The sequence below is a fragment of the Nonomuraea sp. LPB2021202275-12-8 genome (assembly GCF_037044575.1).
Taxonomy (GTDB): Bacteria; Actinomycetota; Actinomycetes; order Streptosporangiales; family Streptosporangiaceae; genus Nonomuraea.
Map to the genome: position 1 here is coordinate 439,056 of NZ_JBAHWD010000002.1, position 21,578 is coordinate 460,633.

18 protein-coding genes are annotated in these 21,578 nt (G+C 72.0%); 11 read left to right on the plus strand and 7 right to left on the minus strand.

Annotated elements, in window-relative coordinates; all coding sequences use genetic code 11:
• Positions 1–94 precede the first annotated feature (94 nt).
• The gene (locus V5E28_RS05890; protein WP_336205336.1) at positions 95–919 is read left to right on the plus strand and encodes a TetR/AcrR family transcriptional regulator; all 825 of its coding nucleotides are present in this window, start codon (positions 95–97) and stop codon (positions 917–919) included.
• Between the two features lie 28 nt (positions 920–947).
• On the opposite strand, the gene V5E28_RS05895 is transcribed toward V5E28_RS05890, so the two are convergent.
• Complete coding sequence (locus V5E28_RS05895) at positions 948–1,712, minus strand: SDR family NAD(P)-dependent oxidoreductase (RefSeq protein ID WP_336205337.1); 765 nt, start codon at positions 1,710–1,712, stop codon at positions 948–950.
• A 93-nt stretch (positions 1,713–1,805) separates the two neighbouring features.
• On the opposite strand from V5E28_RS05895, the gene V5E28_RS05900 reads away from it, so the two are divergent.
• Positions 1,806–2,504 (plus strand): class I SAM-dependent methyltransferase, encoded by a 699-nt coding sequence (locus tag V5E28_RS05900; protein ID WP_336205338.1) that lies wholly within the window; start codon positions 1,806–1,808, stop codon positions 2,502–2,504.
• Here V5E28_RS05900 and V5E28_RS05905 read toward each other — a convergent pair.
• The gene (locus tag V5E28_RS05905; RefSeq protein WP_336205339.1) at positions 2,435–2,989 is read right to left on the minus strand and encodes a GNAT family N-acetyltransferase; all 555 of its coding nucleotides are present in this window, start codon (positions 2,987–2,989) and stop codon (positions 2,435–2,437) included. The genes V5E28_RS05900 and V5E28_RS05905 overlap by 70 nt on opposite strands.
• Before the next feature lie 101 nt (positions 2,990–3,090).
• On the minus strand, positions 3,091–6,489 hold the full coding sequence (locus tag V5E28_RS05910) for a S8 family serine peptidase (protein WP_336205340.1): 3,399 nt from the start codon (positions 6,487–6,489) through the stop codon (positions 3,091–3,093).
• A gap of 105 nt (positions 6,490–6,594) precedes the next feature.
• Here V5E28_RS05910 and V5E28_RS05915 point away from each other — a divergent pair, with 105 nt between their 5' ends.
• From V5E28_RS05915 to V5E28_RS05935, 5 genes are all read left to right on the plus strand, one after another.
• Positions 6,595–7,602 carry a helix-turn-helix transcriptional regulator gene (locus V5E28_RS05915; RefSeq protein WP_336205341.1) on the plus strand — a complete coding sequence of 336 codons (1,008 nt, stop codon included), beginning with the start codon at positions 6,595–6,597 and terminating at the stop codon, positions 7,600–7,602.
• 165 nt (positions 7,603–7,767) lie between these two features.
• The gene (locus V5E28_RS05920; RefSeq protein ID WP_336205342.1) at positions 7,768–9,144 is read left to right on the plus strand and encodes a CehA/McbA family metallohydrolase; all 1,377 of its coding nucleotides are present in this window, start codon (positions 7,768–7,770) and stop codon (positions 9,142–9,144) included.
• Between the two features lie 27 nt (positions 9,145–9,171).
• Positions 9,172–10,185: an extracellular solute-binding protein gene (locus V5E28_RS05925; protein WP_336205343.1), complete on the plus strand. Its 1,014-nt coding sequence runs from the start codon at positions 9,172–9,174 to the stop codon at positions 10,183–10,185.
• Positions 10,185–11,870 (plus strand): ABC transporter permease, encoded by a 1,686-nt coding sequence (locus V5E28_RS05930; protein ID WP_336205344.1) that lies wholly within the window; start codon positions 10,185–10,187, stop codon positions 11,868–11,870. Before V5E28_RS05925 ends, V5E28_RS05930 begins: the two co-directional genes overlap by 1 nt.
• Before the next feature lie 10 nt (positions 11,871–11,880).
• On the plus strand, positions 11,881–12,924 hold the full coding sequence (locus V5E28_RS05935; RefSeq protein ID WP_336205345.1) for an ABC transporter ATP-binding protein: 1,044 nt from the start codon (positions 11,881–11,883) through the stop codon (positions 12,922–12,924).
• Between the two features lie 27 nt (positions 12,925–12,951).
• Here the strand turns inward: V5E28_RS05935 and V5E28_RS05940 are convergent, their stop codons facing one another.
• Complete coding sequence (locus V5E28_RS05940; RefSeq protein WP_336205346.1) at positions 12,952–13,476, minus strand: adenylyl-sulfate kinase; 525 nt, start codon at positions 13,474–13,476, stop codon at positions 12,952–12,954.
• A 41-nt stretch (positions 13,477–13,517) separates the two neighbouring features.
• Positions 13,518–14,255 (minus strand): L,D-transpeptidase family protein, encoded by a 738-nt coding sequence (locus tag V5E28_RS05945; RefSeq protein WP_336205347.1) that lies wholly within the window; start codon positions 14,253–14,255, stop codon positions 13,518–13,520.
• 270 nt (positions 14,256–14,525) lie between these two features.
• Here V5E28_RS05945 and V5E28_RS05950 point away from each other — a divergent pair, with 270 nt between their 5' ends.
• The 3 genes from V5E28_RS05950 (at position 14,526) to V5E28_RS05960 (ending at position 19,768) form a co-directional block, all read left to right on the plus strand.
• A complete protein-coding gene (locus tag V5E28_RS05950) occupies positions 14,526–14,966 on the plus strand; it encodes a hypothetical protein (RefSeq protein ID WP_336205348.1) in 441 nt (146 codons plus the stop codon).
• A gap of 170 nt (positions 14,967–15,136) precedes the next feature.
• Positions 15,137–15,643, plus strand: a complete 507-nt coding sequence (locus V5E28_RS05955; RefSeq protein WP_336205428.1) for a methyltransferase family protein — start codon at positions 15,137–15,139, stop codon at positions 15,641–15,643.
• 126 nt (positions 15,644–15,769) lie between these two features.
• Positions 15,770–19,768 carry a hypothetical protein gene (locus V5E28_RS05960; RefSeq protein ID WP_336205349.1) on the plus strand — a complete coding sequence of 1,333 codons (3,999 nt, stop codon included), beginning with the start codon at positions 15,770–15,772 and terminating at the stop codon, positions 19,766–19,768.
• A gap of 104 nt (positions 19,769–19,872) precedes the next feature.
• Here V5E28_RS05960 and V5E28_RS05965 read toward each other — a convergent pair whose 3' ends face one another.
• Positions 19,873–20,148 carry a hypothetical protein gene (locus V5E28_RS05965; protein WP_336205350.1) on the minus strand — a complete coding sequence of 92 codons (276 nt, stop codon included), beginning with the start codon at positions 20,146–20,148 and terminating at the stop codon, positions 19,873–19,875.
• A 97-nt stretch (positions 20,149–20,245) separates the two neighbouring features.
• On the opposite strand from V5E28_RS05965, the gene V5E28_RS05970 reads away from it, so the two are divergent.
• The gene (locus tag V5E28_RS05970) at positions 20,246–21,241 is read left to right on the plus strand and encodes an acetylxylan esterase (RefSeq protein ID WP_336205351.1); all 996 of its coding nucleotides are present in this window, start codon (positions 20,246–20,248) and stop codon (positions 21,239–21,241) included.
• Positions 21,242–21,289: 48 nt separating this feature from the next.
• On the opposite strand, the gene V5E28_RS05975 is transcribed toward V5E28_RS05970, so the two are convergent.
• Positions 21,290–21,577, minus strand: coding sequence for a HesB/IscA family protein (locus tag V5E28_RS05975; RefSeq protein ID WP_336205352.1), 288 nt, complete (start codon positions 21,575–21,577; stop codon positions 21,290–21,292).
• Position 21,578: the final 1 nt, after the last annotated feature.

Below are 21,578 nucleotides of genomic sequence, written 5' to 3' on the forward strand. Positions count from 1 at the left end.
CGTACATCACTGCCAATTAGTGCCTGACAAGAGGGAGGGAGTATAGTTTTGTCACGAAGTAAGTCCGTGACGAAAAGATTCGGAGAACTTCAGAGTGCCGACGTGTCAGATGTGCGGGCGGGCGTTGCGCCCGACGGAGCGGGGACGTCCCCGGCAGTACTGCTCCAGGGCCTGCCGGGCCCGGGCCTATCGGGCCAGGCTCGCCGAGCGCCCGGCCACGGTCGAAGCGCGCCGGCAGCCGTCCGACAGCGTCGACACCGTCTTGGACCAGGACCTCATCGTCCGCGCCGCCCTCGCGCTCGCCGACCGCGAGGGCGTCGCCGCCGTGTCGATGCGGCGCATCGCCGCCGACCTCGGCGTGGGAGTGATGTCGCTCTACCGGTACGTGGGCAGCCGGGAGGAGCTCAACGACCTGATGGTGGACGCCGTCTTCGGCGACCGTCCCCTGCCCGAGCCCGGGCCCGACGGCTGGCGGGCGAAGCTGGAGCTGTCAGCGCGCCAGGAATGGGCCCTCTATCGTGCGCATCCGTGGCTGTTCCACCTGGTCGCCGCCACGACCCGGCCGCCGAACGCCCCCGGCCTCATGGCCTACACCGACTGGCGCATGCGCGCGCTGGTCGGCCACGACCTGGACTTCGCCACCCTCGCCAAGATCGCCATCATGATCGGCACCTACCTGCAGAGCGCCGCGGCCCCGCTCGCCTACGAGACACAGGCGGCACGCAGGACCCGCCACACCCGCGAGCAGTGGGCGGCGGCCCGGCAGGAGGCGTTCGACCGCACCATACGCGACGCCCGGCTGCCCATGGTGTCGGAGTTCGGCCCCGAGGCGTTCGAGGCGTCGGAACCGGAGAACATCTTCGAGTTCGGACTCCATCGCATGCTGGACGGCATCGCGGTCCTGCTCGCCCGCGCCTGAGGAATGCCGTGGCGGCACGGAACAGGTCCTAGTTGGGCGGCTCGAAGCGGCCGTCCACGGCGGTCCAGCCACCGTCCACGTAGAGCACGGAACCCGTGACGAAACTGGCGGCGTCCCCCGACAGGTAGACGACCGCTCCGGCCATCTCCTCGGCGGTGGCCCAGCGGCCGAGCGCGCTCTTCGACGCGTACGCGGCGTACCAGGCGGGGTTGTCCTTGATCTGCTTGGTCAGCGGGGTCTCCACCACGCCCGGCGCGATCGCGTTGACCCGCACCCCGTAGGGGCCGAACTCGGCCGCCGCGGTCCGCAGCAGCTGCACCAGGCCGGCCTTCGTCGCCGAGTAGACGCTCTGGCCGGGCTCGGTGACGGTGGCGCGGATGGAGGCGAAGCCGATGATCGAGCCGCCGCCCCGCTCGACCATGCCCGCGCCGAACGCCCGCACCACCTCGAACGACGCGCGCAGGTTGAGGCCGACGACCCGGTCGAAGTCGTCGCTCGTGTAGTCCAGCAGCCGCTTGCGCACGTTGGTGGCGGCGGTGAACACCAGCACGTCGGCGGCGATCTCGCCGGCCAGCGCCCGGACCGCCTCGGTGTCCAGCACGTCGAGCTCACGGGCGGTGCCGCCGCACCGCTCGGCGGTGTCCCGCGCGGTCTGCAGGTCCTTGTCGGCGCACACGACCGTGGCACCGTGCGCGGCGAGGGCCAGGGCCGCCTCCCTGCCGATGCCGCTCCCGGACCCGATGATCACCGCACGCCGCCCGTCCAGGCGGAACAACCGCTCGTATGCCGTCATGACATGCACTTTAACCACTGGTCTGACCAGTGCACCAGGTTTTGCCGAGGGATGACCCGCCGTTATGTCGGTGCCGGTTGCGATGATCTGCGGATGACGAGCATCGCCGACCAATGGGACGCCGCGGCCGACTCCTTCGACGACGAGGCCGACCACGGGCTTCGCGATCCCGAGGTCCGCACCGCGTGGGCGGCGCGGCTGGCCTCATGGCTCCCCGGGGAGCCGTGTGACGTGCTCGACCTGGGGTGCGGCACGGGCTCGCTGTCACTGCTCCTGGCCGAGCGCGGGCACCGGGTGGTCGGGGTCGACCTGGCGCCACGGATGGCGGCTCGGGCTCGCGTCAAGCTGGCGGGCACCGGAGCCCGCGTGCTCGTGGGTGACGCCGCGCACCCGCCTCTGGGGGAGCGGCGGTTCGACGTGGTGCTGGCCCGTCACCTGCTGTGGACCGTCCCCGGCCCGCGGGCGGCGCTGGCCCGATGGGCGGCCCTGCTCAAGCCCGAGGGACGGCTGGTGCTGGTCGAAGGCCGCTGGAGCACGTCCGCTGCCGGGCGAGAGGACCAGCCGCCGCCGGACGCACGGGATGAGAGGGCCGACGCGTTGCCGTGGCCCGACGGGGTGCGTGCGGCCGATCTCGTGGCGGCGCTGCGGCCGATCGCCGGCGACGTGCGCGTGCACCCGCTCGACGACCCGGCGCTGTGGGGCAGGGAGATCGACGACGAGCGCTACGCCGTCGTGGCGTCGCGCCCCGCCTCCCAGTCCGCGCGCAGCAACTCGTATTCGACGTCGCCCTGATCGGAGCCCTCGATCGCCTCCGGCCAGTCCTCGAAGAAGGTGCGGACGTAACGCAGGCCGCATTTCTCCATGACGCGGCGGGAGCCGGCGTTGACGGTCATCGTGCGGGCGAAGACACGGCGGGCGCCGAGCTCGCCGAACGCCTTGTCCACCAGGGCGAGGGAGCCCTCGGTGGCGTAGCCCTTGCCCCAGGCCCGCTTGTGCAGCCGATAGCCCAGCTCCGGCTCGTCGGCCGGCACGCCTTCGGGGGCGCGCAGGTGAAACCAGCCGAGGAAGTCGCCGGTCGGCCGCTCGAACGCGGCGAAGAAGCCCGACGAGACGAACCTCGGCAGCGTCTCGCGGACGATCACCTCGCGCGGGGTGGGCCTGCCGCCGTTGAGGAAGCGCATCACGTCGGGGTCGTTGTGCAGGTCGTACAGGGCGTCGGCGTCGGAGACGGTGAAACGACGCAAGGTCAGGCGGCCGGTCTCGAGGAAGATGCGCACCGGCCAACGCTAGCGGGCGGCACCGCCCGGCTCGACAGATTTTCGGCCCCCGCCCGGCAGGGGCGCCGCGTGCGCGGCACTCTCCTACCGGGCGGGCGACCTCAGCGTCCGATCCGGAACTCGCCGGTCAGGGACCCGAGCTCGACCACGTACGTCCCCTGCGCGCTGCGCCGGACGTCGAACGAGACGCGCACGTCCTGGTCCGTCCGCAGCCGGACGTTCCGCTGCTCGTCCGCCTCCCCGTTCACGCGCAGCACCGCGTCGTACGAGCCGGTCTGCTCGCCGACGTTCTTCACCCAGGCCTCGACCCGCACGGAGCGGCCGGGCCGGGCGACGGCCGGCTTGATCTCCAGGTCGCTCAGCACGAACCGCGGCTCCGGCCCGGCGACCCGGTCGTGGACGAAGATGTCGGCCCGCCGGTTGGTGTCGCCTTCGACGAGGTTGGTCGCGGAGCTCTGGAAGACGACATACCGCCCGTCCCCGCTGATCGACGGCAGTTCGGACCAGCCGTCGGTCTCCGCTCCCTTCGACCCGGCGGAGATCCGCTCGGTGATGCGGGTGTCGAGGTCGCGGACGAACACGTCGAAGCCGGTGCCCGTGTCACCGGCGACGAGGTCGGACGCCTCGCTGTAGAAGGCGACCGTGCGCCCGTCGGCGCTGAGCGACGGGGCGAAGAACATGCCGTTGGCCTCGCCCCCCGCGGGAGTCGCCGACACCAGCTCGTTCGCACCGGTCCGCAGGTCGTGCGCGTAGAGGTGGCCGAGCCCCACTCCGTTGCTGAAGACGACCGTGCGACCGTCGGCGCTGATCCGCGGGCCGCGGGTCTCGGTCGGGTGCGGTGCGGCGACCCGCTTGGTGGTCCCCGACAGCAGGTCGCGGACGAACACGTCGGTCAGGCCGTTGACGTCTTCGGGCACCAGGTTGGCGGCGTCGCTCTGGAAGGCGACGAAGCGGCCGTCGGCGCTGATCGACTCCTCACGGGAGGCGGCGTCGCCCTGGGCGCCGTCCCGGCCGAGGGAGATCCGCTCGGTCTTCCCGGTCTGCCGGTCGTGGACGAAGACGTCGGTCCGCCCGTTGGTGTCTCCCGGCACCAGGTTGGCCGAGTCGCTGTTGAAGACGGCGAAGCGGCCGTCGGCGCTCAAGGAGGGCGCGGCGGACAGGCCGTCTCCCTGCACGCCGTCGGACGCCACCGACACCCGTTCGGTCCTGCCCGTCTGCCGGTCGTGGACGAAGCCGTCGGTCTGGCCGTTGGTGTCGCCGGTCACAAGGTTCGTCGCGCCGCTGTTGAATCCGACGAACCGCCCGTCGGCGCTGACGGTGGGGGACAGGGAGAAGCCGTTGGACTGCTCGCCCGCCGAGGACACCGAGACCCGGGTGGTCGTCCGGGTTCGCAGGTCCGTCGCGAAGACGTCGAGGTCGCCGTTGGTGTCGCCGTCGGCGAAGTTGGACGCCGGGCTGGCGAAGACCGCCACCGCGCCGTCCTGGCTCAGCTCGGGCCACCAGGCTTCGTCGTTGCCCTGCCGTCCGTCGGAGCCCAGCGAGACCCGTTCGGTGCCCGGCGGGCGTGGCAGGGTCAGGTTCGCCGACCCGTGCCCCTTCCGCCCGTCCACGCTGACGCCGGCGGGGTCGGATCGGGACACCCCGGCGGCCGAGGCGGTGATCTTGTAGTCGCCCTCGGGCACGTCCTCGATCCTGTAGCGGCCGTGGCGGTCCGTCCGCGCGGTGAGCGGATCCGGCACGTCGAGCACCGTGACGGTCGCGCCCGGGACGGTCGAGCCGGTCGGGCCGTAGACGACCCGTCCCGAGACGGCGCCCCAGCGGGTGCGGGCGAGTGCGGGCCGTACGTCCGAGAACCGGTCCGCCTGGACGCGCACGCCCGCCGTCTCCGGCCGGTAGCCGAACCGGGACAGCTTCAGGTCGTGCCGACCGGCGGGCAGCCGCAGCTCGAAGCGGCCGTCCTGGCCGGTGGTGACGCTGCGGCCGTCGGCGCGGGTGACCGCCACGCCGGCGAGCGGCTCGCGGTTGCGCTCGTCGAGCACGGTGCCCCGGACGCCGCTCTTGAGACCGGCCTCGGTGACAGCGGCGTAGGCGTCGATCCGGCCGTGGCCGTGACGCGGGTTCGGCAGCGTGCCGTAGCGCTCGTCGCGCAGCGAGGTCCCGGTCAGGATCTCCAGGGCGCCGTCCACCGTCAGGTCTGGGCGTGCCTGGAGCATCAGCGCGACCGTGCCCGACACGTGCGGGGTCGCCATCGACGTGCCGTTCAGGTATTCGTAACCGCCGCCGGGCATGGTGGAGAGCACGTCGACGCCCGGCGCGGAGACGTCGGGCACCACGTAGGTGTCCGGCCACTCGGCGGGCGGGTCGAGCCAGTCGGTCCTGTTGACCGTGCCGCCGCAGGAGAAGTCGGGCACGCCGTCGTCGGCGTCGGTGGCGCCGACGGACACGGCCTCGTACACGTTGCCCGGGCCGGCCGAGGCGCCCGGCGGGCAGTCGTTGCCGATGGCGAAGGAGGGGAACGCCCCGGTCAGGTAGATGTTCCTGGCCGGCTCGACCAGCTCGGAGGCGTAGCCGATCGAGCCGAGCGACATGCTGATGACGTCGGCGGGCCTGCCCGCCGGGGTGCCGTCGGCGGCGTACGGCGCGAGCGCCCATTCCATGCCGGCGATCACCTGGGCGAGCGTCCCGGAACCGTGCGGGATGACCAGTCCGGCCATCAGCTCGGCGCCGGGCGCGACGCCGATCTGGGTGCCGGAGGTGTTCCCGCCGGCGACCGTGCCCGCCACGTGGGTGCCGTGGTAGCTGCTGTCGTGCGGCGTGGACGGCACCGGCTTGCCGTCGGGGCCGAACTCGATCCAGCCGCCCGGGTGGGCGGGGTCCGACGCGTCGTCGCTGGCGAGCTTGCCGGCCAGGTCGGGGTGGGTGATGTCGACCCCGGTGTCGAGCACCGCCACCCGCACGCCCGAACCGGTGAGCCCGGTCTCGGCCTGCACCCGGTCGGCGCCGATCTTCGTCACGCCCCACGTGGCCTTCTCCGCGGCGGCCGACGGGCGGGCCTGCGACTTCGGCGTCCTGGGGAGTCCGAGCTCGAAGTTGGGGATGATCCGGTCGACCAGGTCGAGCGCCGCCAGGGCTTCCAGCGTGGCGGGCGTGGCCCGTACCAGGACCATGTTCTTGAGCCAGAAGGTGTTGACCACCTGGTCGCCGCGGGACTCGACCAGCTCGACCATGGGGCTCTGGACGGACTCGGCCGTCCGGGTCGGGGCCGTGCGCATCTCGGCGGGCCGGGCCCGCGCCGCGGGCAGGGTTCGCAGCACGACGGCGGCCTCGATCCGGGCGCCGGCGGAGCTCAGCTTGCCGGCCAGCCCGCTGTCGATCTTCGGGCTCGTCGGGGGCTCGTCGGCGGCCCTCGCCGTGGGCGACATCGCGGCGAGCAGTCCGAGTGCCAGCAGTGCGGCTGGTAACAGGCGTTGCCCGTGGGGCCGGCGGAGGGACAACGGCATGGACACTCCTTCGTTCATGTGGCCATGGAGGGCCGATGGTGCGGTTGAACGCTGACATCCTCCGACGTTTGCTGACAAGCTATGACGAGGGCGAGTTTCTGCCAGGTGGCGGACATACGACAGGGGGCCGGGGTGCTGGAGGCCATCGGGCTGGGCCATCAGGACGAGGCCGTGTACGACGCGCTCGTCCGCAGGACCCAGGCGACCGTGTCGGAGATCGTGCACGACTGCCACCTGCCGGAGTCGGCCGCCAGGAAGATCCTGCAGTCGCTCGTCACGCTCGGCCTGGCCACCCGCTCGACCGGCCGGCCCACCCGCTACGTGGCCGTCTCACCGGACAGCAGCCTGGAGGCCATCGTCCGCGAGCGCGAGCGCGCGCTGCACGACGTGCGCTCGCACGTCCGCTCGCTGATGGACGTCTACCGGGCCAACACCCGTTTCGCCCATCCTGGCGAGCTCATCGAGGTGATCTCGGGGCGCGACGAGGTCAACCACCGATGGGTGCAGATGCAGCAGAACACTCGCGCCCAGATGCGCGGCTTCGACCGCCCGCCGTACGCCGCCCCCCAGGAGCACACCGAGTCCAACCCGATCGAGCTCAACCTGCTCCGGCGGGGCGTGAAGTACCGGGTCGTCTACGACACCAGCGTGCTGGAGCTGCCCGGCTGGCTCGACGACGTCACCGCCGGGATGCAGCACGGCGAGCAGGCCAGGATCGCCGCGAACCTGCCGATGAAGCTGGCCATCTCCGACGACCGGCTGGCCATCATCCCGCTGCTGCGGGCCGGCGACAGCGCGGTGAGCGCGTCGTACCTCATCCACCCATCACCGCTGCTGGACGCGCTGGTCGCGCTCTTCGAGGCAATCTGGGAGCGCAGCGTCCCGGTCCGGCTGACCGAGCACGCCGCGGGCGGCGCCGGCGGGGAGCTGCCGGAGGACGAGGCGCGGCTGCTGACCCTGCTGGCCTCCGGGGCGACGGACAAGGCCGCGAGCCGGGCGCTGGGGTGGAGCGAGCGGACCGTGCAGCGGCACATCACCCGGCTGATGCGCCGCCTGGGAGCGCAGACGCGGTTCCAGATCGCGATGGAGGCCACCCGGCGCGGCTGGCTGTGATCCGAGGTTCCGGCAGGGGCGAAACGCCTGGTCGGCAACGTTTCGGACAGCCCAGAGACCATACAACCGATTAACCTAATGTCTTAACAAGCTGTTGACATGTTGTTCATCTCCTGGATAGAAAGCAGTCATCGAACGGCAATCCGGACGGGAGACGGGCACCGCATGATCGAGCTGCTCACGGTCACGACCGCCCTGCCCGAGCCCGCCTTCGACCTGCACTACCTCCACTTTCCGCTGGACGTCCCCGAAGGACTCGCCGAGCTGGAGCTGGTGCTCGAATACGACAAGATCGTGGACGTCGTCCAGATCTACGCGGTACTCCTGCAGCCCGACGGCGCCTTCCGGGGTCACGTCCAGTGCCCCGGCGGGCCGGGCCCGCGCCGCCTGGTCATCGGGGTCGGCACGGCGGACGCGACACCGGGCTGCGTGCCGGGGCCGATCCCGGCCGGGCGCTGGACCGTACGGCTCGACCTCGACAGGCACAAGGCCGCGGCGCCGTACCGGCTGACCGTGCGGGGACGTACGGGCGGCACGCCCGGCGTGCGGGCGGAGGCCGTCCGCGCGGCGGCGGAGAACGTCGCCGGCGGCCCCGGCTGGTACCGGGGCGAGCTGCACAGCCACTCCTCCCACTCCGACGGGCAGCGGCCCGTCGCCGACCTGGTGAAAGCCGCCCGCGAGGCCGGCCTGGACTTCCTGGCCGTCACCGACCACTTCACCTCCGCCCACTGGCAGGACCTGACTGGCCACGACGACATCGTCCTGCTGCGCTCGATGGAGCTGACCAGCCACCGCGGCCACGCCAACCTGCACGGCCTGGCCCGCTGGGTCGACACCTACGTGGACCGGCCCGAGCACACCATGACCGACGTCGCCGACGACGTGCACGAGCAGGGCGGGCTGGTCTGCGTCAACCACGCCTTCAGCGGCGACCAGGCCTGGCGCCGCTTCGACACGCCGTGGGACCGGATCGACCTCATCGAGATCGCCCACCTCCAGCAGGGCGCGAACAACGACGCCCAGATCGGGCTCTGGGACCGCCTGCTCACCGCCGGCCACCGGGTCATCGGCGTGGCCGGCAGCGACTGCCACGACCCCGCCGACCCCGGCCAGGCACTCGGCCAGGTGGTCACCGTCGTGCACGCGCGGGAGGGCAGCCAGGCCGGTGTCGTGGCGGGGCTCCGCGGCGGCCGCGTGTCGGTCTGGCGAGGCGCCGACCTGGACATGCACGTCAACGGCGCCCCCATGGGCGCGACCGCCGAGGCCGTGGACGGCGCGGTGCGCGTCGAGGTGGACGTGCGGGCCGACGAGCCGGTCGTGGTGTTCGTGCTGCGTGACGGCCTGCTGATCAACGTCGTCCCGGCCGAGGACCGGCCCGGCGCGTGGCAGCGGATCGCCGTCGAGGACCGGATCGACCGCCCCGGCTACTACCGGGCCGAGGTCCACGCCGACCCGGGCCGGCACGACCCCCGGTTCTGGGCCAGCTCGCTGCGGGACCACAGCTCGTTGCGGGCCGCGGGCAATCCCGTGTGGGTCCGCTGAAACCCCCCTCAGATCAGGAGAGAGACCATGCGGTACGGGATCACGTTCGGCGCGGGAGTGCTCGCGCTCGCACTGACGGGCTGCTCAGGCGTGCTGACCAACAACAACGCCGGCACCGGGCAGGGGGAGGCCAACACGCTGACGCTGTACTCCGTCAGCGGTCCCGAGGTGACGGATCCGATCCTGGCCGCGTTCAAGGCCGAGCACCCCGACATCACCGTCAACAAGATCAGCCTGCCGGGCACCGGCGAGGCGTTCGCCAGGGTCAGGGCCGAGAAGGATCGGCCGCTGGGCGACGTGCTGTGGGGCGGTTCGTCCGAGCTCTACTCCGCCAACGCCGACCTGATCGCCCCGGTCGAGCTGCCCAACGACGCCGCCACCGTGGCCAAGGACCCAGGCCACGTCTGGCACGCCACCGACCTGCTGTTCCAGGCCATCGCCGTGAACACCGACAAGTTCCCCGACGAGGGCAGGCACCCCAAGACGTTCGAGGACCTGGCCAAGCCGGACTACCCGGGCGGAGAGATCGCCTTCGCGACCCCCAAGTCCTCCGGCACCTCCTACAGCCTGCTCACCACCATGGTCACGCTGCACGACTGGGAGTACGTCACCCGGTTCGCGAAGAACGCCCGCATGCTCGACGGCTCCACCGCCATGTTCAACATGGTCAAGGACGGCGAGGTCGGCACCTCGTTCATCAACGAGGACCTCGGCGCCAAGTGGATCACCGCCGGCGCGAAGATCAAGCTGATCTACCCGACCGACGGCGTCTCCAGCCAGATCGGCTCCGCGGGCATCATCAAGGGCGCCAAGCACGAGGCCGCCGCCAAGACCTTCGTCGACTTCCTCATGTCGAAGCAGGCCCAGCAGACCATGGTGGACCAGGTACAGCGCCGCTCCTCGCGCGCCGACGTCTCCGCGCCCACCGGCCTGCCGCCCGTCGAGCAGCTCAAGCGGGCCGACATCGACGCGAAGTGGGCGGCCGAGCAGAAGGACGAGATCCTCGCCAAGTTCGACGACGCGGTGAAGAGCGCGGGCTGATGACGATCGCCGAGCCCGCGCGTCCCAGGCGGCGCAGGACGAACTGGCGCGACCCGTGGCGGCTCGCCGGGCTGGCCGCCCTGCTCGTCCTGCTGATCTTCATCGTCTACCCGCAGATCTGGATCGTCCGCGCCGCCTTCACCGGGGACTCCGGAGAGTTCACGCTCGCCCGTTTCGCCGCGTTCGTCGGCGACGACCGCTTCACCACGCCGCTGCTGCACAGCGTCGTCGTCAGCCTTGCCGTGGCGGCGGGCGCGGCGCTGGTGGCGGTGCCGTTCGCGTTCGTCATGGCCCGCTACCGCGTCCCCGGCCGCGAGGCCGTGCTCACCATGCTGACGATGGCCACCACCTCGCCGCCGTTCCTCGGCGCGTACGCGTGGCTGCTGCTGCTCGGCAGCGGCGGCATCATCACCAAGGCGGCCAGAGAAGCCGGCCTGCCGCTGCCGTTCGACTCGATCCTCGGCGTGGGCGGCATCATCTGGGTGGGCGTGTGGTTCACCTTCGCGCTGATCTTCCTCATGGTGTACGACGCGTTCCGGGCGGTGGACCCGGCGCTGGAGGAGGCCGCGCTCTCGGTGGGCTCCAGGCCGTGGCGCGCGCACTGGAAGGTGACGCTGCCGCTGGCCGTGCCCGCGGTGGTCACCGGCTGCTACCTGGCCGGAATGCGGATCTTCGCCGACTTCGGCACCCCGATGCTGATCGGCGGCGGCTATCAGATGCTGCCCGTCGTCGTCTACCAGAACTTCATGTCCGAGGTCGCCGCCAGCCCCGGCGTCGCCGCCACGGCCAGCATCATGATGGTGCTGGTGTCCGGGCTGGCGCTGGTGGCGCAGCGCATGGTCGTCGCGCGGCGGTCGTTCGCCGTGACCGGCGGCAGGCAACAGCCGCTGCGCGAACTGCGCGGCGCCCCCAAGGCGCTGGTGCTGACCGGGATCTGGACGGCGCTGCTGCTCGGGTTCGTGCCGCACATCGTGGTCGTCTTCACCAGCTTCCTGCGCTGGCAGTCGGGCATCCTGCAGTGGGAGCCGACGCTGGAGAACTACCGCCGGCTGTTCGAGGAGTCGCTGCAGCCGATCGTGCTGAGCTTCGTCTTCGCCGGCATCGCCTGCCTGCTCGCCCTGGTCATGGGCGTGGTCGTCGCCTACATCGTGGCCCGCAAACGCTTCCGCCTGTCCGGGCCGCTGCTGAACAACCTCGTCATGGTGCCGTACATCCTGCCGGGCACGGTGTTCGCCATCGGGTTCATCCTGGCGTTCAACCACCTGCCGGTCATCCTCACCGGCACCGCGCTGATCATCGTGGTCGCGTACTTCATCCGCCGCCTGCCGTATGTGATGAAGTCCATCGAGACCGCGCTCGGGCAGGTCAGCCCGTCGCTGGAGGAGGCCGCGATGAGCGTCGGGGCGCCGCCGAGGCGCAGCTTCCGCGACATCGTGGTGCCGATCATCAGGCCGGCCGTCATCTCCGGCGGCACTGTCGGCTTCCTGCAGATGATCACCGAGCTGTCGGCCACCGTCATGCTCTACGCCGTGCCATGGGTGACCATGACCGTGGTCATCTTCACCAACGCGATGCAGCCCGGCAGCCCGTTCGGCGTCGCCTCGGCGATGACCACGGTGCTGCTCGTCTCCGTCTACGTCCCGCTGTACCTGCTGCGCCGTCGCTACAAGACGGTGGCCCTGTGATCCGGAGCTCATGATGGACATCAGCATCGAAGGGGTCTCCAAGACCTTCGGCGAGACCACCGCCCTGGAGTCGGTCGACCTGCGGGTGCCGTCCGGGCGGCTGGCCACGCTGCTGGGCGCCTCCGGCTGCGGCAAGACGACGCTGCTGCGGATCATCGCCGGATTCGAGACCTCCGACACCGGCGGCATCCGCTTCGGCGACCGCGACATCGCGAAGGTGCCCGTGTGGAAGCGCCGCATCGGGTTCGTCTTCCAGAGCTACGCGCTCTGGCCGCACATGACGGTCGCCGAGAACGTCGCGTACGGCCTGCGCCTGCGCAAGCTGCCCAAGCACGAGGTCGCGGAGAAGGTCGCCGCCGGCCTGGCCATGGTCGGGCTGACCGGCAGGGAGGAGCGCAGGCCGGGCCAGCTCTCCGGCGGCCAGCAGCAGCGCGTCGCCCTGGCCCGCGCGCTCGCCCTGGAGCCCGACGTGCTGCTCATGGACGAGCCGCTGTCCAACCTCGACGCCAAGCTCCGGGTCGAGATGCGCAGGGAGATCCGCCGCATCCAGCAGGAGACCGGCATCACCGCCGTCTACGTCACCCACGACCAGGACGAGGCGCTGGAGATCTCCGACCTCGTCGCCGTCATGAACGGCGGTCGCGTCGAGCAGGTCGGCGCACCCGAGGAGATCTACGACCGGCCCGAGACCACCTTCGTCGCCTCCTTCGTCGGCAGCGTCACCCTCCTGCGGGGCCGCGTCACCGAGGCGGGCGCCCTCGCGCTCGACAGCGGCGGCAAGATCGACCTCGGCAGCCCGCTCGACGGTCCGGGCACGACCGTGAACGTCGCACTCCGCCCCGAGGACCTGCGGCTCGTCGACGACGGTCAGGCGCAGTTCACCGGCAAGGTGGTGCGCAGCAGTTTTCAGGGCAGCACCCGCGAGTCGATCGCCGAGCTGCCCGGCGGCGAGCACCTGGCCTTCGAACACCGCCGCCCTCTGGTCACCGGCGCCACCGTGGGCCTGGCCGCCGACCGCTACACGATCGTCGGCAGGGACACCGGAGTCGCCTGACGGCGCGGTCCGGCGCTCAGGCGGGCCTCAGCGCCAGCCTGCCGCCGCCAGCACCGCGGCGGCGACCTCCGCGGGGTCACGGTCCCCGGCGTCGACCACGGTATCGGCGACCCGGGCGGCGTCCAGGACGCGGTCCAGCTCGCCGGAGCGCTCAAGATGCCACCGCAGGCCGGCGTCATCACCGTCGTGCCGCCGCACCAGACGCCTGTGGAGTGCGGCCGGGGCGACGCGGAGCCGGCACACCGCGAGCTCGACGCCCACCGCCTCCTCGTGGAGCCGGCGCTCGTCGCGGCTCTCGATGACCCCCGCCAGGACCAGGCGGGCGGCGCCGCCGTCCAGGAAGTTGCGGGCGACGTCGCGCAGGTTGCGCAGCGTCATCGCGGAGTTGAACGGGTCGCCCGGCGGGCACGGCCAGGAGCGGCGGAGCCAGTCGAGATCGAGCACCGCATGGGGGATCCCGGCGTCGGCGAGCAGGTCGCCCACGGCGTCGGCTGTCGAGGTCTTGCCCGCTCCCACGGTGCCCGTGATCAGGAGCGCGGCTCGTCCAGACATGTGATCATCATCGCAGACGCCCCCGGACGTCGTCAGGGGGGTCATAGACGCTGGGCATACCTCCGGGCGGCCCGCACCGGGGCGGGTGGATTGCCCCGGACGTGCACGGGCTCGCCGACGCCGACCAGGTGGTAGAGCCGGTCGGCCGCCGACATCGGGACGCGGACGCACCCGTGCGAGGAGGGCCGCAACGGCACCTTGCTCGACCCGTGCATCGCCACCCCGCCGACGAAGTACAGCGAGTTGTACATGGAACCGAGCGGCCCGGACGTCCAGCCGGGAGTCCGGTGCGTGACCCGGAAGTCACCTGTCGGGGTCGTCGCCGTCCGGCAGTAGCCGCTGTTGCAGAAGCGCACGCCGGCGCCGCTGGACATGTGGGTGATCAGCACCGGGCGGCGGTCGCGATAGACGACCAGGAGCTGGCGGCGCAGGTCGATCTCGACCCGGTCGCGTGCCCCTCCGGACAGCAGCGGGCGCGGCCTTCTCGGATGTTCGAGCGCCCGCCACATGGCGGCGCCGACCTCGACGTGCGGGCGGATGCCCTGGGTCTTCTGGAAGCTCAGGACGGCGGCGCTGGTCGCCTGGTCGTACTTGCCGCTGACGTGGCCCCAGAAATAGCCCCCGTCGCGCAGCCGCCGCTGGAGTCGCTCGACGCTCTCGCCACGGTCGCCGGGAAGCAGGACGGTCTCCGGCTGCGTCGTGTCGGCGACGGCGACGCAGGGAACGACCGGCAGTCCAAGGCCGAGGGCGAGGACCAGGGTTCGGTGGACGTTGCTCACAAGCGCTTCTTTTCCTCCGACGCGGAATGATCACCCCACTAAAACGCCTATTTCCGTAAAGGAGTGCCGAGCCTATTTGTTGAGTGAAATAGGAGCATGAGGCATTTGTGTCTTTCTGCGACTGCGCAAATGGCGAATCTTTGAGCAGTCATTGCGGATATGCAGGATAAGCCGGAACGCTGTCACGGGTATGTCTGGCGCTGTTGCGTAGGCGTGCGAGTCGGCGCCGCGCTTCCAGGTCGATAAACCCATGAACGGAAACGATCGCCCATGAAGACTGACAGTCGAGTGCCTCGCGCGCTCTTCTCCAAGCGAGCTGCCACTCTGGCGCTGGCGACCGCGGCGGCGAGCGTCATGCTCTTTCCCGTCGCGCAGGCCGCCACCGGCACGGCGCAGGTGGCTGGCGCCGCCGTCCAGATGAGCTCGCTCGTCGCCGCGCACGAGAAGCCGCTCCTGGGCTGGGGCTGCCGTCACCGCCGTTGCGGTCACCGGTGGGGCTGCTGCCACCGTCGCTGCCACGGCCACCACCACCGCCACTGCAGGCGCGGTCCGCAGGGCCCGCGCGGTCCTCAGGGCCCGCCCGGACCTCAGGGTCCCGCTGCTCCGGTCGCCCCGCCCGTGGTGGAGGAGCCAGTGGAGGAGCCAGTGGGGCCGGTGAAGGAGCACCGCAACAGGCAGCCCTGGTGGGCGGACTTCGCAGGCGGTTTCTAGCAGGACGACTGACTGTCGGGTCATCAATGGTCCGTAACAGCAAATGTCGCCCCCGTCGAACGGGGGCGACATTTGTCCTTTTAGGGCAGCTTTTATTCGGAAATCGTGGACGGTTCGCGGACTCTCCGGCTAAACTCATCACAGAATGAATTATGCTGCGAAAGGTGCGCATGCGCAGGACGCCGGCTGCCATCGGCAGCACGATCTTCTTCGCCGCCGCCCCGGGCACCGTCGCCGTCCTCGGCCCCTGGTGGATCTCCGGCTGGCAGGCCCGCACCCCGTTGCCCGCGGGGCTGATGCTCCCGCTCAGGCTCGGGGGAGCGGTGCTGGTCCTGGCCGGTGTCGCGGTCCTGGTGCACGCGTTCGCGCGGTTCGTGGGCGAGGGGGCCGGCACCCCGGCCCCGGTGGCCCCGCCCGAACGGCTGGTCGTCGGCGGCCTGTACCGCCACGTCCGCAACCCCATGTACGTGGCGCTCCTCGCCGCCATCATCGGCCAGGCCATGCTGTTCGGCCGGCCCGGGCTGCTCGCCTACGCCGCGGTCGTCGCCGTCCCGGTGGTCGCCTTCGTCCGCTGGTACGAGGAGCCCGCGCTGCGCCGCAGGTTCGGCGCCGACTACGACGCCTACCGGGCGGCCGTGCCCGGCTGGTTGCCGCGCCTGCGCCCGTACCGCCCCTGAGCGCCGTCCCGCCGAAACTGGGGCTCCACGTCGGCTGCCAGTTTGACGACAAGTCAGGAAATATGGTCGGCTCGTGGCCTGTGTTGCTGATGGGATGATTTACAACGCTTCGGGGGAGATCGCTTCATGCCTTTACGGCACGCCCTCGTCCGTGTGCTCACCTCCGCGTCCATGGCAGGCGCCGTCCTGGTGGCGATGCCCGTCGCACCCGCCGCGGCTCAGCCACTCCGCGCCGGCACGGCCGGTGTCGCCGTCAAGCCCGTGCCTCCGGTGCGGCAGCCGGAGCCCGCGCGGATCGACCTCCCGACGCAGCCCTCACCGGCGGCCACCGGCTCCGTCCCCGATCGTCAGGTCGGACCCGAGGCGCCCGAGGTGACGACGCCCGCGGGCCCCGCGCTGGTCGACCGGATCGTCGCCGAGGCGAGCAAGCGGGCGGGCGGGCGGCGGCCGGACGTGCGGACGGTCCTGCCGGACACCGCCCAGGCGGCGCCGCTCAAGCTGAGCACCCCCGTGGCCGGGCTGTTCAACCGGCTCCGCGTGCCCGCGAACCTGTCGCGCCTGTCCTACCGCCTCTGCGTGGAGAGCGCCGACGTGCCCGTCTCCTGCTCGGGCGGCCAGCCCATGGCCAAGCCCGTCGCCGCCGACGTCACCGGCGACGGCGTCGCCGACCTCGCGGCCACCGTGCTGCCCACCGCCAGGCCGCAGGACTCCGCCGTCGGGCTCGACTTCTCGGTCAAGCGCCTCCCCGGTCGTCCCGCCCTGCGGGCGCGGGTGTGGGCCGAGTACGGCGGGCGCGTGTCCGTCGGCTTCGACGGCCTGCGCGCCGGCTCCGCGCTGTCGGCCGCGGACCGGGGCACGTTCACCGTCGACCTCGCGGGCAAACGGGTGAGGGCGACCATCGAGCGCACCGACCCCGGCGCGTCCGCCGCCGCCGTGGCCGGCCTGACCGGGCGCACCATGGTGAGCCTGCGTCAGACGCCCGCCACCGAGACGCTCTCCGTCGACGCCGCCCTCGACGCGACCAGGCTGGACGTCACCACCTCGGCCCCCGCCAGGCTGGACGCGCTGGTCGTCACCGGCAGCCGGTTCACCCAGGCCGTGCTCGATCGCATGCCCACGCGCGCCCGGGTGACGCTGAAACGCGGCGGGGACGGCGCCGCCGAGATCCGCTTCACCGCCCCGTCCGCCATCGGGCGAGCCGAACTGCACGACCACACCTACGGCGACGGGCACCTGTCCAGGCTGGCGAGCGTGGCGCTGGAGCGGGTGCCGCACTCCTTCACGGTCACGTACGGCTCCACCGGCGGCGGGCAGAGGCTGGCCGTCGACACGCGAGCACGCCGGGCCGGCGCCGCCCGCGTGCTCTACTTCGACAGGGCCGCGGCCAAGACCGTGCTCCGGGCCGAGCTGAGCGGTCTGCCTGCCCGCCTCCGCCTGACGAGCGACCTGGCCGGGCACCGGGTGCGGCACTCGGCCAGCTCGGCCGTCGGCAGGTTCGCGGTGGTGATGCAGCGGGGCGAGGGCGCGATCGCCACCCCGCCGGGCGGTCACGTCACGATGATCAAGAAGGGGCCGGCGGTCGGCGTCTCCGCGCTGCTGTCGGGGCTGTCCGGCTTCGACGTCACCTACGGCGCCACGCCCCGCGCCCGGCTGAAAGTCGGCTCCAGCGGCCGGTCCTTCATCGGCGCGGCCAGCATCGACGGCGTCCACCTTGCCAGGCTGGAGATCTCGAACACCCCCGCCGAGGTCGACGTGGCGCTCGACCCCGCGGCCAGGAGGGCCGTCTACACGGCGAGCGGTGTCATCGGCGAGCTCCGCGCCGCCTACGCGAACACGCGCGACGGCCCCACGCTCGACGCGACCGTCCTCGGCGTGCGCGACCACGTCAGGGCCTCGTGGACGCTGGGCGAGCGGTCGACGGTCGAGATCACCAGCTCCGCCAGGCTACGAAAGATCCAGATCTACGCGAACAGGAAGTACGTCACCGCGCCCGGTGGCGAGGACGTCCAGGCCACCGTCGAGGGCGTGGGGAGGCGGGCCGAACTGGTGGCCGACAGCTCGGCCAGGACCCTGACCTGGACGGCTGACGCCCCCGTCCGCTCGGTGACCGCGCTCGCCCGCACCGGACTCCAGGGCCGCGAGGTGAGGGCGGCCGCCCGGGTCACCGGCGTGCCCGCCCGATTCGACGCCTCCTGGAATCCGGGCGACTATCGCTTCCGCGGCCTGTCGGGCCCGGTCGGCACGGCGGAGCTGGCCTTCACCAACCACGACGGCGCCAAGGTCCCCGCGGGACCGCACCTGGCCGCCCACTACGACGAGGCCTCGGGGAACCTGGACGCCAGCGTGCGGATCAGGGGCCTGTCGTCGGTCCGGTTCAGCCCGGCGGACCGGGGGTTCGTCGCCGACTTCCGCGCGGCCAGGCAGAGCCTCGCGCTCGACGCCGACATCACCCGGGGCGACCTGCGCTTCGGCATGCTCGGCAGGCTCGGGCCACTGCCGGGGAGCCTCACGGTCACGGCCGGCGAGTCGACGCTGACGTACGCGGGCACCCGCCTCGACGTGCGTGCCCGCGCCTGGGCCGGCAAGGCGGGCGCTCTGCGCCACATGCAGGCGGCCCCCGCGGTGGCGGGCGGGCTCTCGCTGGTGGACGGCGGTTGCGAGGCGGGCTCCCAGGGGTGCGCGCCGGGCCCGTTCTGCACGCCCAGGGGCTGCTTCGGCATCCAGGGTCACCTCGATGTCCGCGGCCTGCCGGACCAGGTCACCGTCGATCTGGCCAGGAAGACGTTCACCTTCGACGGCTTCCGGCCGGGCAGCCGCGGCCTCGGCGTCTACCTGGCCAGCACGGTCCTGGCGCCGGTGCCGATCAAGGCCGCGGCCAGGCTCACCGGCCTGCCCTCGAAGATCACCCGGATGTCGCTCGGGCCGTTCGACGTGACCGGGGGCGACACCGTGCAGGCCGGTTACCGCATCGAGCCCGCGGCCACCCTCGGCACCCTGTCCGTGCACGCCCAGGCGGGCGACCTGCGCGGGCGGCTGACGGTCGAACCGGTGCCGGCCGTCGTGGCCGTACACGGGACCTACGGCGCGAAGACCCGCGTCCGCGTGCAGAACTCCGCGGCCGTCGACCGGCTGACCGCGAAGGTCACCATGGCCGGGGCGGGCACCGGCGAGCTGCGCTTCGGGGACGTGCCGGCCAGGTTCGGCGTGGACGCCGACGCGACCGGCGGCGGGCTGCGCGTGCCCGCCGTCACCTACAAGGCCGAGGGCGGCGCCAGCACACTCGACGGCTACCTGGGTGTGGAGGGCGGCCTGGTGGACCCGTTGGGCCGGCTCGGCGCCGTGTCGCTCGCGGTCACCGACCTGGCCGCGGACACCACGGTCAGGCTCAACCCCGACCTGTCGCTCGACCTGGCGTCGAGGCCGGTGCCGACGGGCCGCATCGAGGTGCGCGCCGGGCTGAACGTCGATCCGGTCGCGCGCCAGCGGATCACGGCCGGCCAGGACGTCCCCTACACCACCGGTTTCCTGGCCTACCGGGTGGACGGCGCCTTCGCGCTGGGCACGAGCACGATCGACGACCTGTCGCTGGCCGTGCGCGGCCTGTCCTGGCTCAAGATCAGACCGGGCCGGATCCCGTTCGGCATGAAGGCGCCGCCCGCGCTCGGCTACCTCACGCCCGGCTTCGAGGGTGACTACGCCCGCCTCGACGTCGGCGCGCGGGGCGTGCGGCTGCGCCCGGACGTCACCTTGGCCATCAGGCTGAGCAGGGACATCGGCGGCGACGTCTTCCGCGACTCGGTGCGGCTCGGGCCCACCACCTCGCTCGCCCTGCGCCGCTACGACCAGCGGATGCGGCGTATCGGCGCCAAGCAGCAGATCAGCGCCGCCGGAGTGCGGCTGGCCTGCCTGACCGTCAGCGCCAAGCCGGGGTTCGCCGCGAAGGGGACGGCCAACTCGATCACCCTGCGCGGCTCCGGCGGCCCGCAGCTGATCTCGCTGCTCGACCCCGGCGGCCAGGTGCCCGACTACGCCGTCGACCTGCTGACGCACTTCATGTCGCCGTTCCCGCACCCGGACTGGAAGGTCGCCGGCGTGCGGGCGGGCGGCTGCGCGAACCCGGCCTGAGCCTCGGCGGCCACCTTCGTGGCCGCAAGACCACAGGCCTCGGTCCACAGGCCTCGGTCCAGGGCTCGGTCGGGGGGCTCGGTCGAGGGGCTCGGTCCAGGGGCTCAGTCCAGGGGGTCGCCCAGCCGTACCAGGCGTCGCCCGTCGCGTTCGAGCAGCTCCACCACCGTCCACACGCGCTCGGCGACGACGGTGCCGTCCATGGTCATGTAGCCGCCGACCCTGATCAGGGGGCGTCCGCTGTCGTCGCGGAGCAGCTGCGCCCGTGACTCGGTGTCGTCGCCGAAGTCCAGGAGGAAGTCGTCGAAGTCCACGGGGGCGTCGAGGACCATGCCGGGAGCGAGGTGGGTGCGGGAGGTCTGGACCAGGTGCACGTTCATGCGGTGCCCTCTACCCGGATTCCGGAGAATCGTGCTATTCGCGGGGGTGGGATGGCATCGCCCTCAGTCAATACGGTGAAATATCACCATCCCCTAGATGCTGGAGTTACCTGTGCCCCTGTTCGATCTGCCACTTGAGCGGCTCCGCGACTACCGCCCCGACCGCGACGAACCCGCCGACTTCGACGAATTCTGGTCCCGTACGCTCGCCGAGGCCGGCGAGTTCGCCCTGGACGCGCAGTTCACCCCGTACGAAGCCCCGTACGCCAACGTCGAGGTGTATGACGTCTCCTTCGCCGGGTGGGGCGGGCACCGGATCAACGGCTGGTTCCTGGTGCCGCGCGGCGCGACGGGGCCGCTGCCCTGCGTCATGCACTACATCGGCTACAGCGGCGGGCGCGGCTTCCCCCACGACCATCTGATCTGGCCGGCGGCCGGTTACGCGGTGTTCGTGATGGAGACGCGCGGCCATGGCGGCGCCAACACGCAGAGCCCCGGCATGACCGGCGACCCCTACGGCGCCGACCACCCCCAGGCCCCCGGCATGATGACCCGCGGCATCCTGGACCCCGACGGCTACTACTACCGGCGGGTCTTCACCGACGCGGTCCGGGCGGTCGACGCCGCGGCCGCGCACCCCGCCGTCGACGCGGGTCGCATCGTGGTCTCCGGCGGCAGCCAGGGGGGCGGCATCGCCCAGGCGACCGCGGCCCTGCGACCCGAGGTGACGGCCGCGCTCATCGACGTGCCGTTCATGACACACTTCCGCCGCGCGGTGGAGATCACCGACCGGGACCCGTACCAGGAGATCGTCCGCTTCCTCGCGACCCGCAGGGACAGCGGTGAGCAGGTGTTCCGCACCCTGTCGTACTTCGACGGGCTGAACTTCGCCGCCCGAGCCCAGGTGCCGGCGCTGTACTCGGTGGCGCTGATGGACTTCACCTGCCCGCCGTCGACGGTCTTCGCCGCCTACAACCACTGGCAGGGGCCCAAGAAGATCACGGTGTGGCCGTGGAACGGCCACGAGGGCGGCAGCGGCTACCAGCGTGAGGAGCAGCTGCGCTACCTGAGCAAGCTGCTCGCCGCCGCCTGACGTGCCGCCGGTCCGGTGCGGAGTCCGCAGCGGACCGGCGCCGGCGAGTCAGACCGTGCGGTCGGTGACCAGGAAGGACACGGCCCCCTGGTCGTCGGCTCCGGCGTCGAGGGACTTGTCCTCCAGCACCGTCGCCGCCACCGGGTCAAGGTAGACGCGCGCGCCTTCGGCCTCCACGACCTCGTCGGCCGGCTCGGGAGCCGTGGCCAGGGAGAGGGTGAGCGAGCTCGCGCCTTCCCCCTGGGACGAGATGCGGATGCCACTCTGCGCCGGTTCCGGCGCCGCCGCGGTCAGGTCTCGGATGGCCTGGGCTGCGTTGGTCGTCAGGGTGAGCACT

Coding starts and splice junctions, on each gene's coding strand:
- V5E28_RS05950 (WP_336205348.1), top strand. CDS start 14,526: ATGAAGACTGACAGTCGAGTGCCTCGCGCGCTCTTCTCCAAGCGAGCT.
- V5E28_RS05965 (WP_336205350.1), bottom strand. CDS start 20,148: ATGAACGTGCACCTGGTCCAGACCTCCCGCACCCACCTCGCTCCCGGC.
- V5E28_RS05895 (WP_336205337.1), bottom strand. CDS start 1,712: ATGACGGCATACGAGCGGTTGTTCCGCCTGGACGGGCGGCGTGCGGTG.
- V5E28_RS05960 (WP_336205349.1), top strand. CDS start 15,770: ATGCCTTTACGGCACGCCCTCGTCCGTGTGCTCACCTCCGCGTCCATG.
- V5E28_RS05920 (WP_336205342.1), top strand. CDS start 7,768: ATGATCGAGCTGCTCACGGTCACGACCGCCCTGCCCGAGCCCGCCTTC.
- V5E28_RS05910 (WP_336205340.1), bottom strand. CDS start 6,489: ATGCCGTTGTCCCTCCGCCGGCCCCACGGGCAACGCCTGTTACCAGCC.
- V5E28_RS05935 (WP_336205345.1), top strand. CDS start 11,881: ATGATGGACATCAGCATCGAAGGGGTCTCCAAGACCTTCGGCGAGACC.
- V5E28_RS05925 (WP_336205343.1), top strand. CDS start 9,172: ATGCGGTACGGGATCACGTTCGGCGCGGGAGTGCTCGCGCTCGCACTG.
- V5E28_RS05970 (WP_336205351.1), top strand. CDS start 20,246: ATGCTGGAGTTACCTGTGCCCCTGTTCGATCTGCCACTTGAGCGGCTC.
- V5E28_RS05940 (WP_336205346.1), bottom strand. CDS start 13,476: ATGTCTGGACGAGCCGCGCTCCTGATCACGGGCACCGTGGGAGCGGGC.
- V5E28_RS05955 (WP_336205428.1), top strand. CDS start 15,137: ATGCGCAGGACGCCGGCTGCCATCGGCAGCACGATCTTCTTCGCCGCC.
- V5E28_RS05930 (WP_336205344.1), top strand. CDS start 10,185: ATGACGATCGCCGAGCCCGCGCGTCCCAGGCGGCGCAGGACGAACTGG.
- V5E28_RS05900 (WP_336205338.1), top strand. CDS start 1,806: ATGACGAGCATCGCCGACCAATGGGACGCCGCGGCCGACTCCTTCGAC.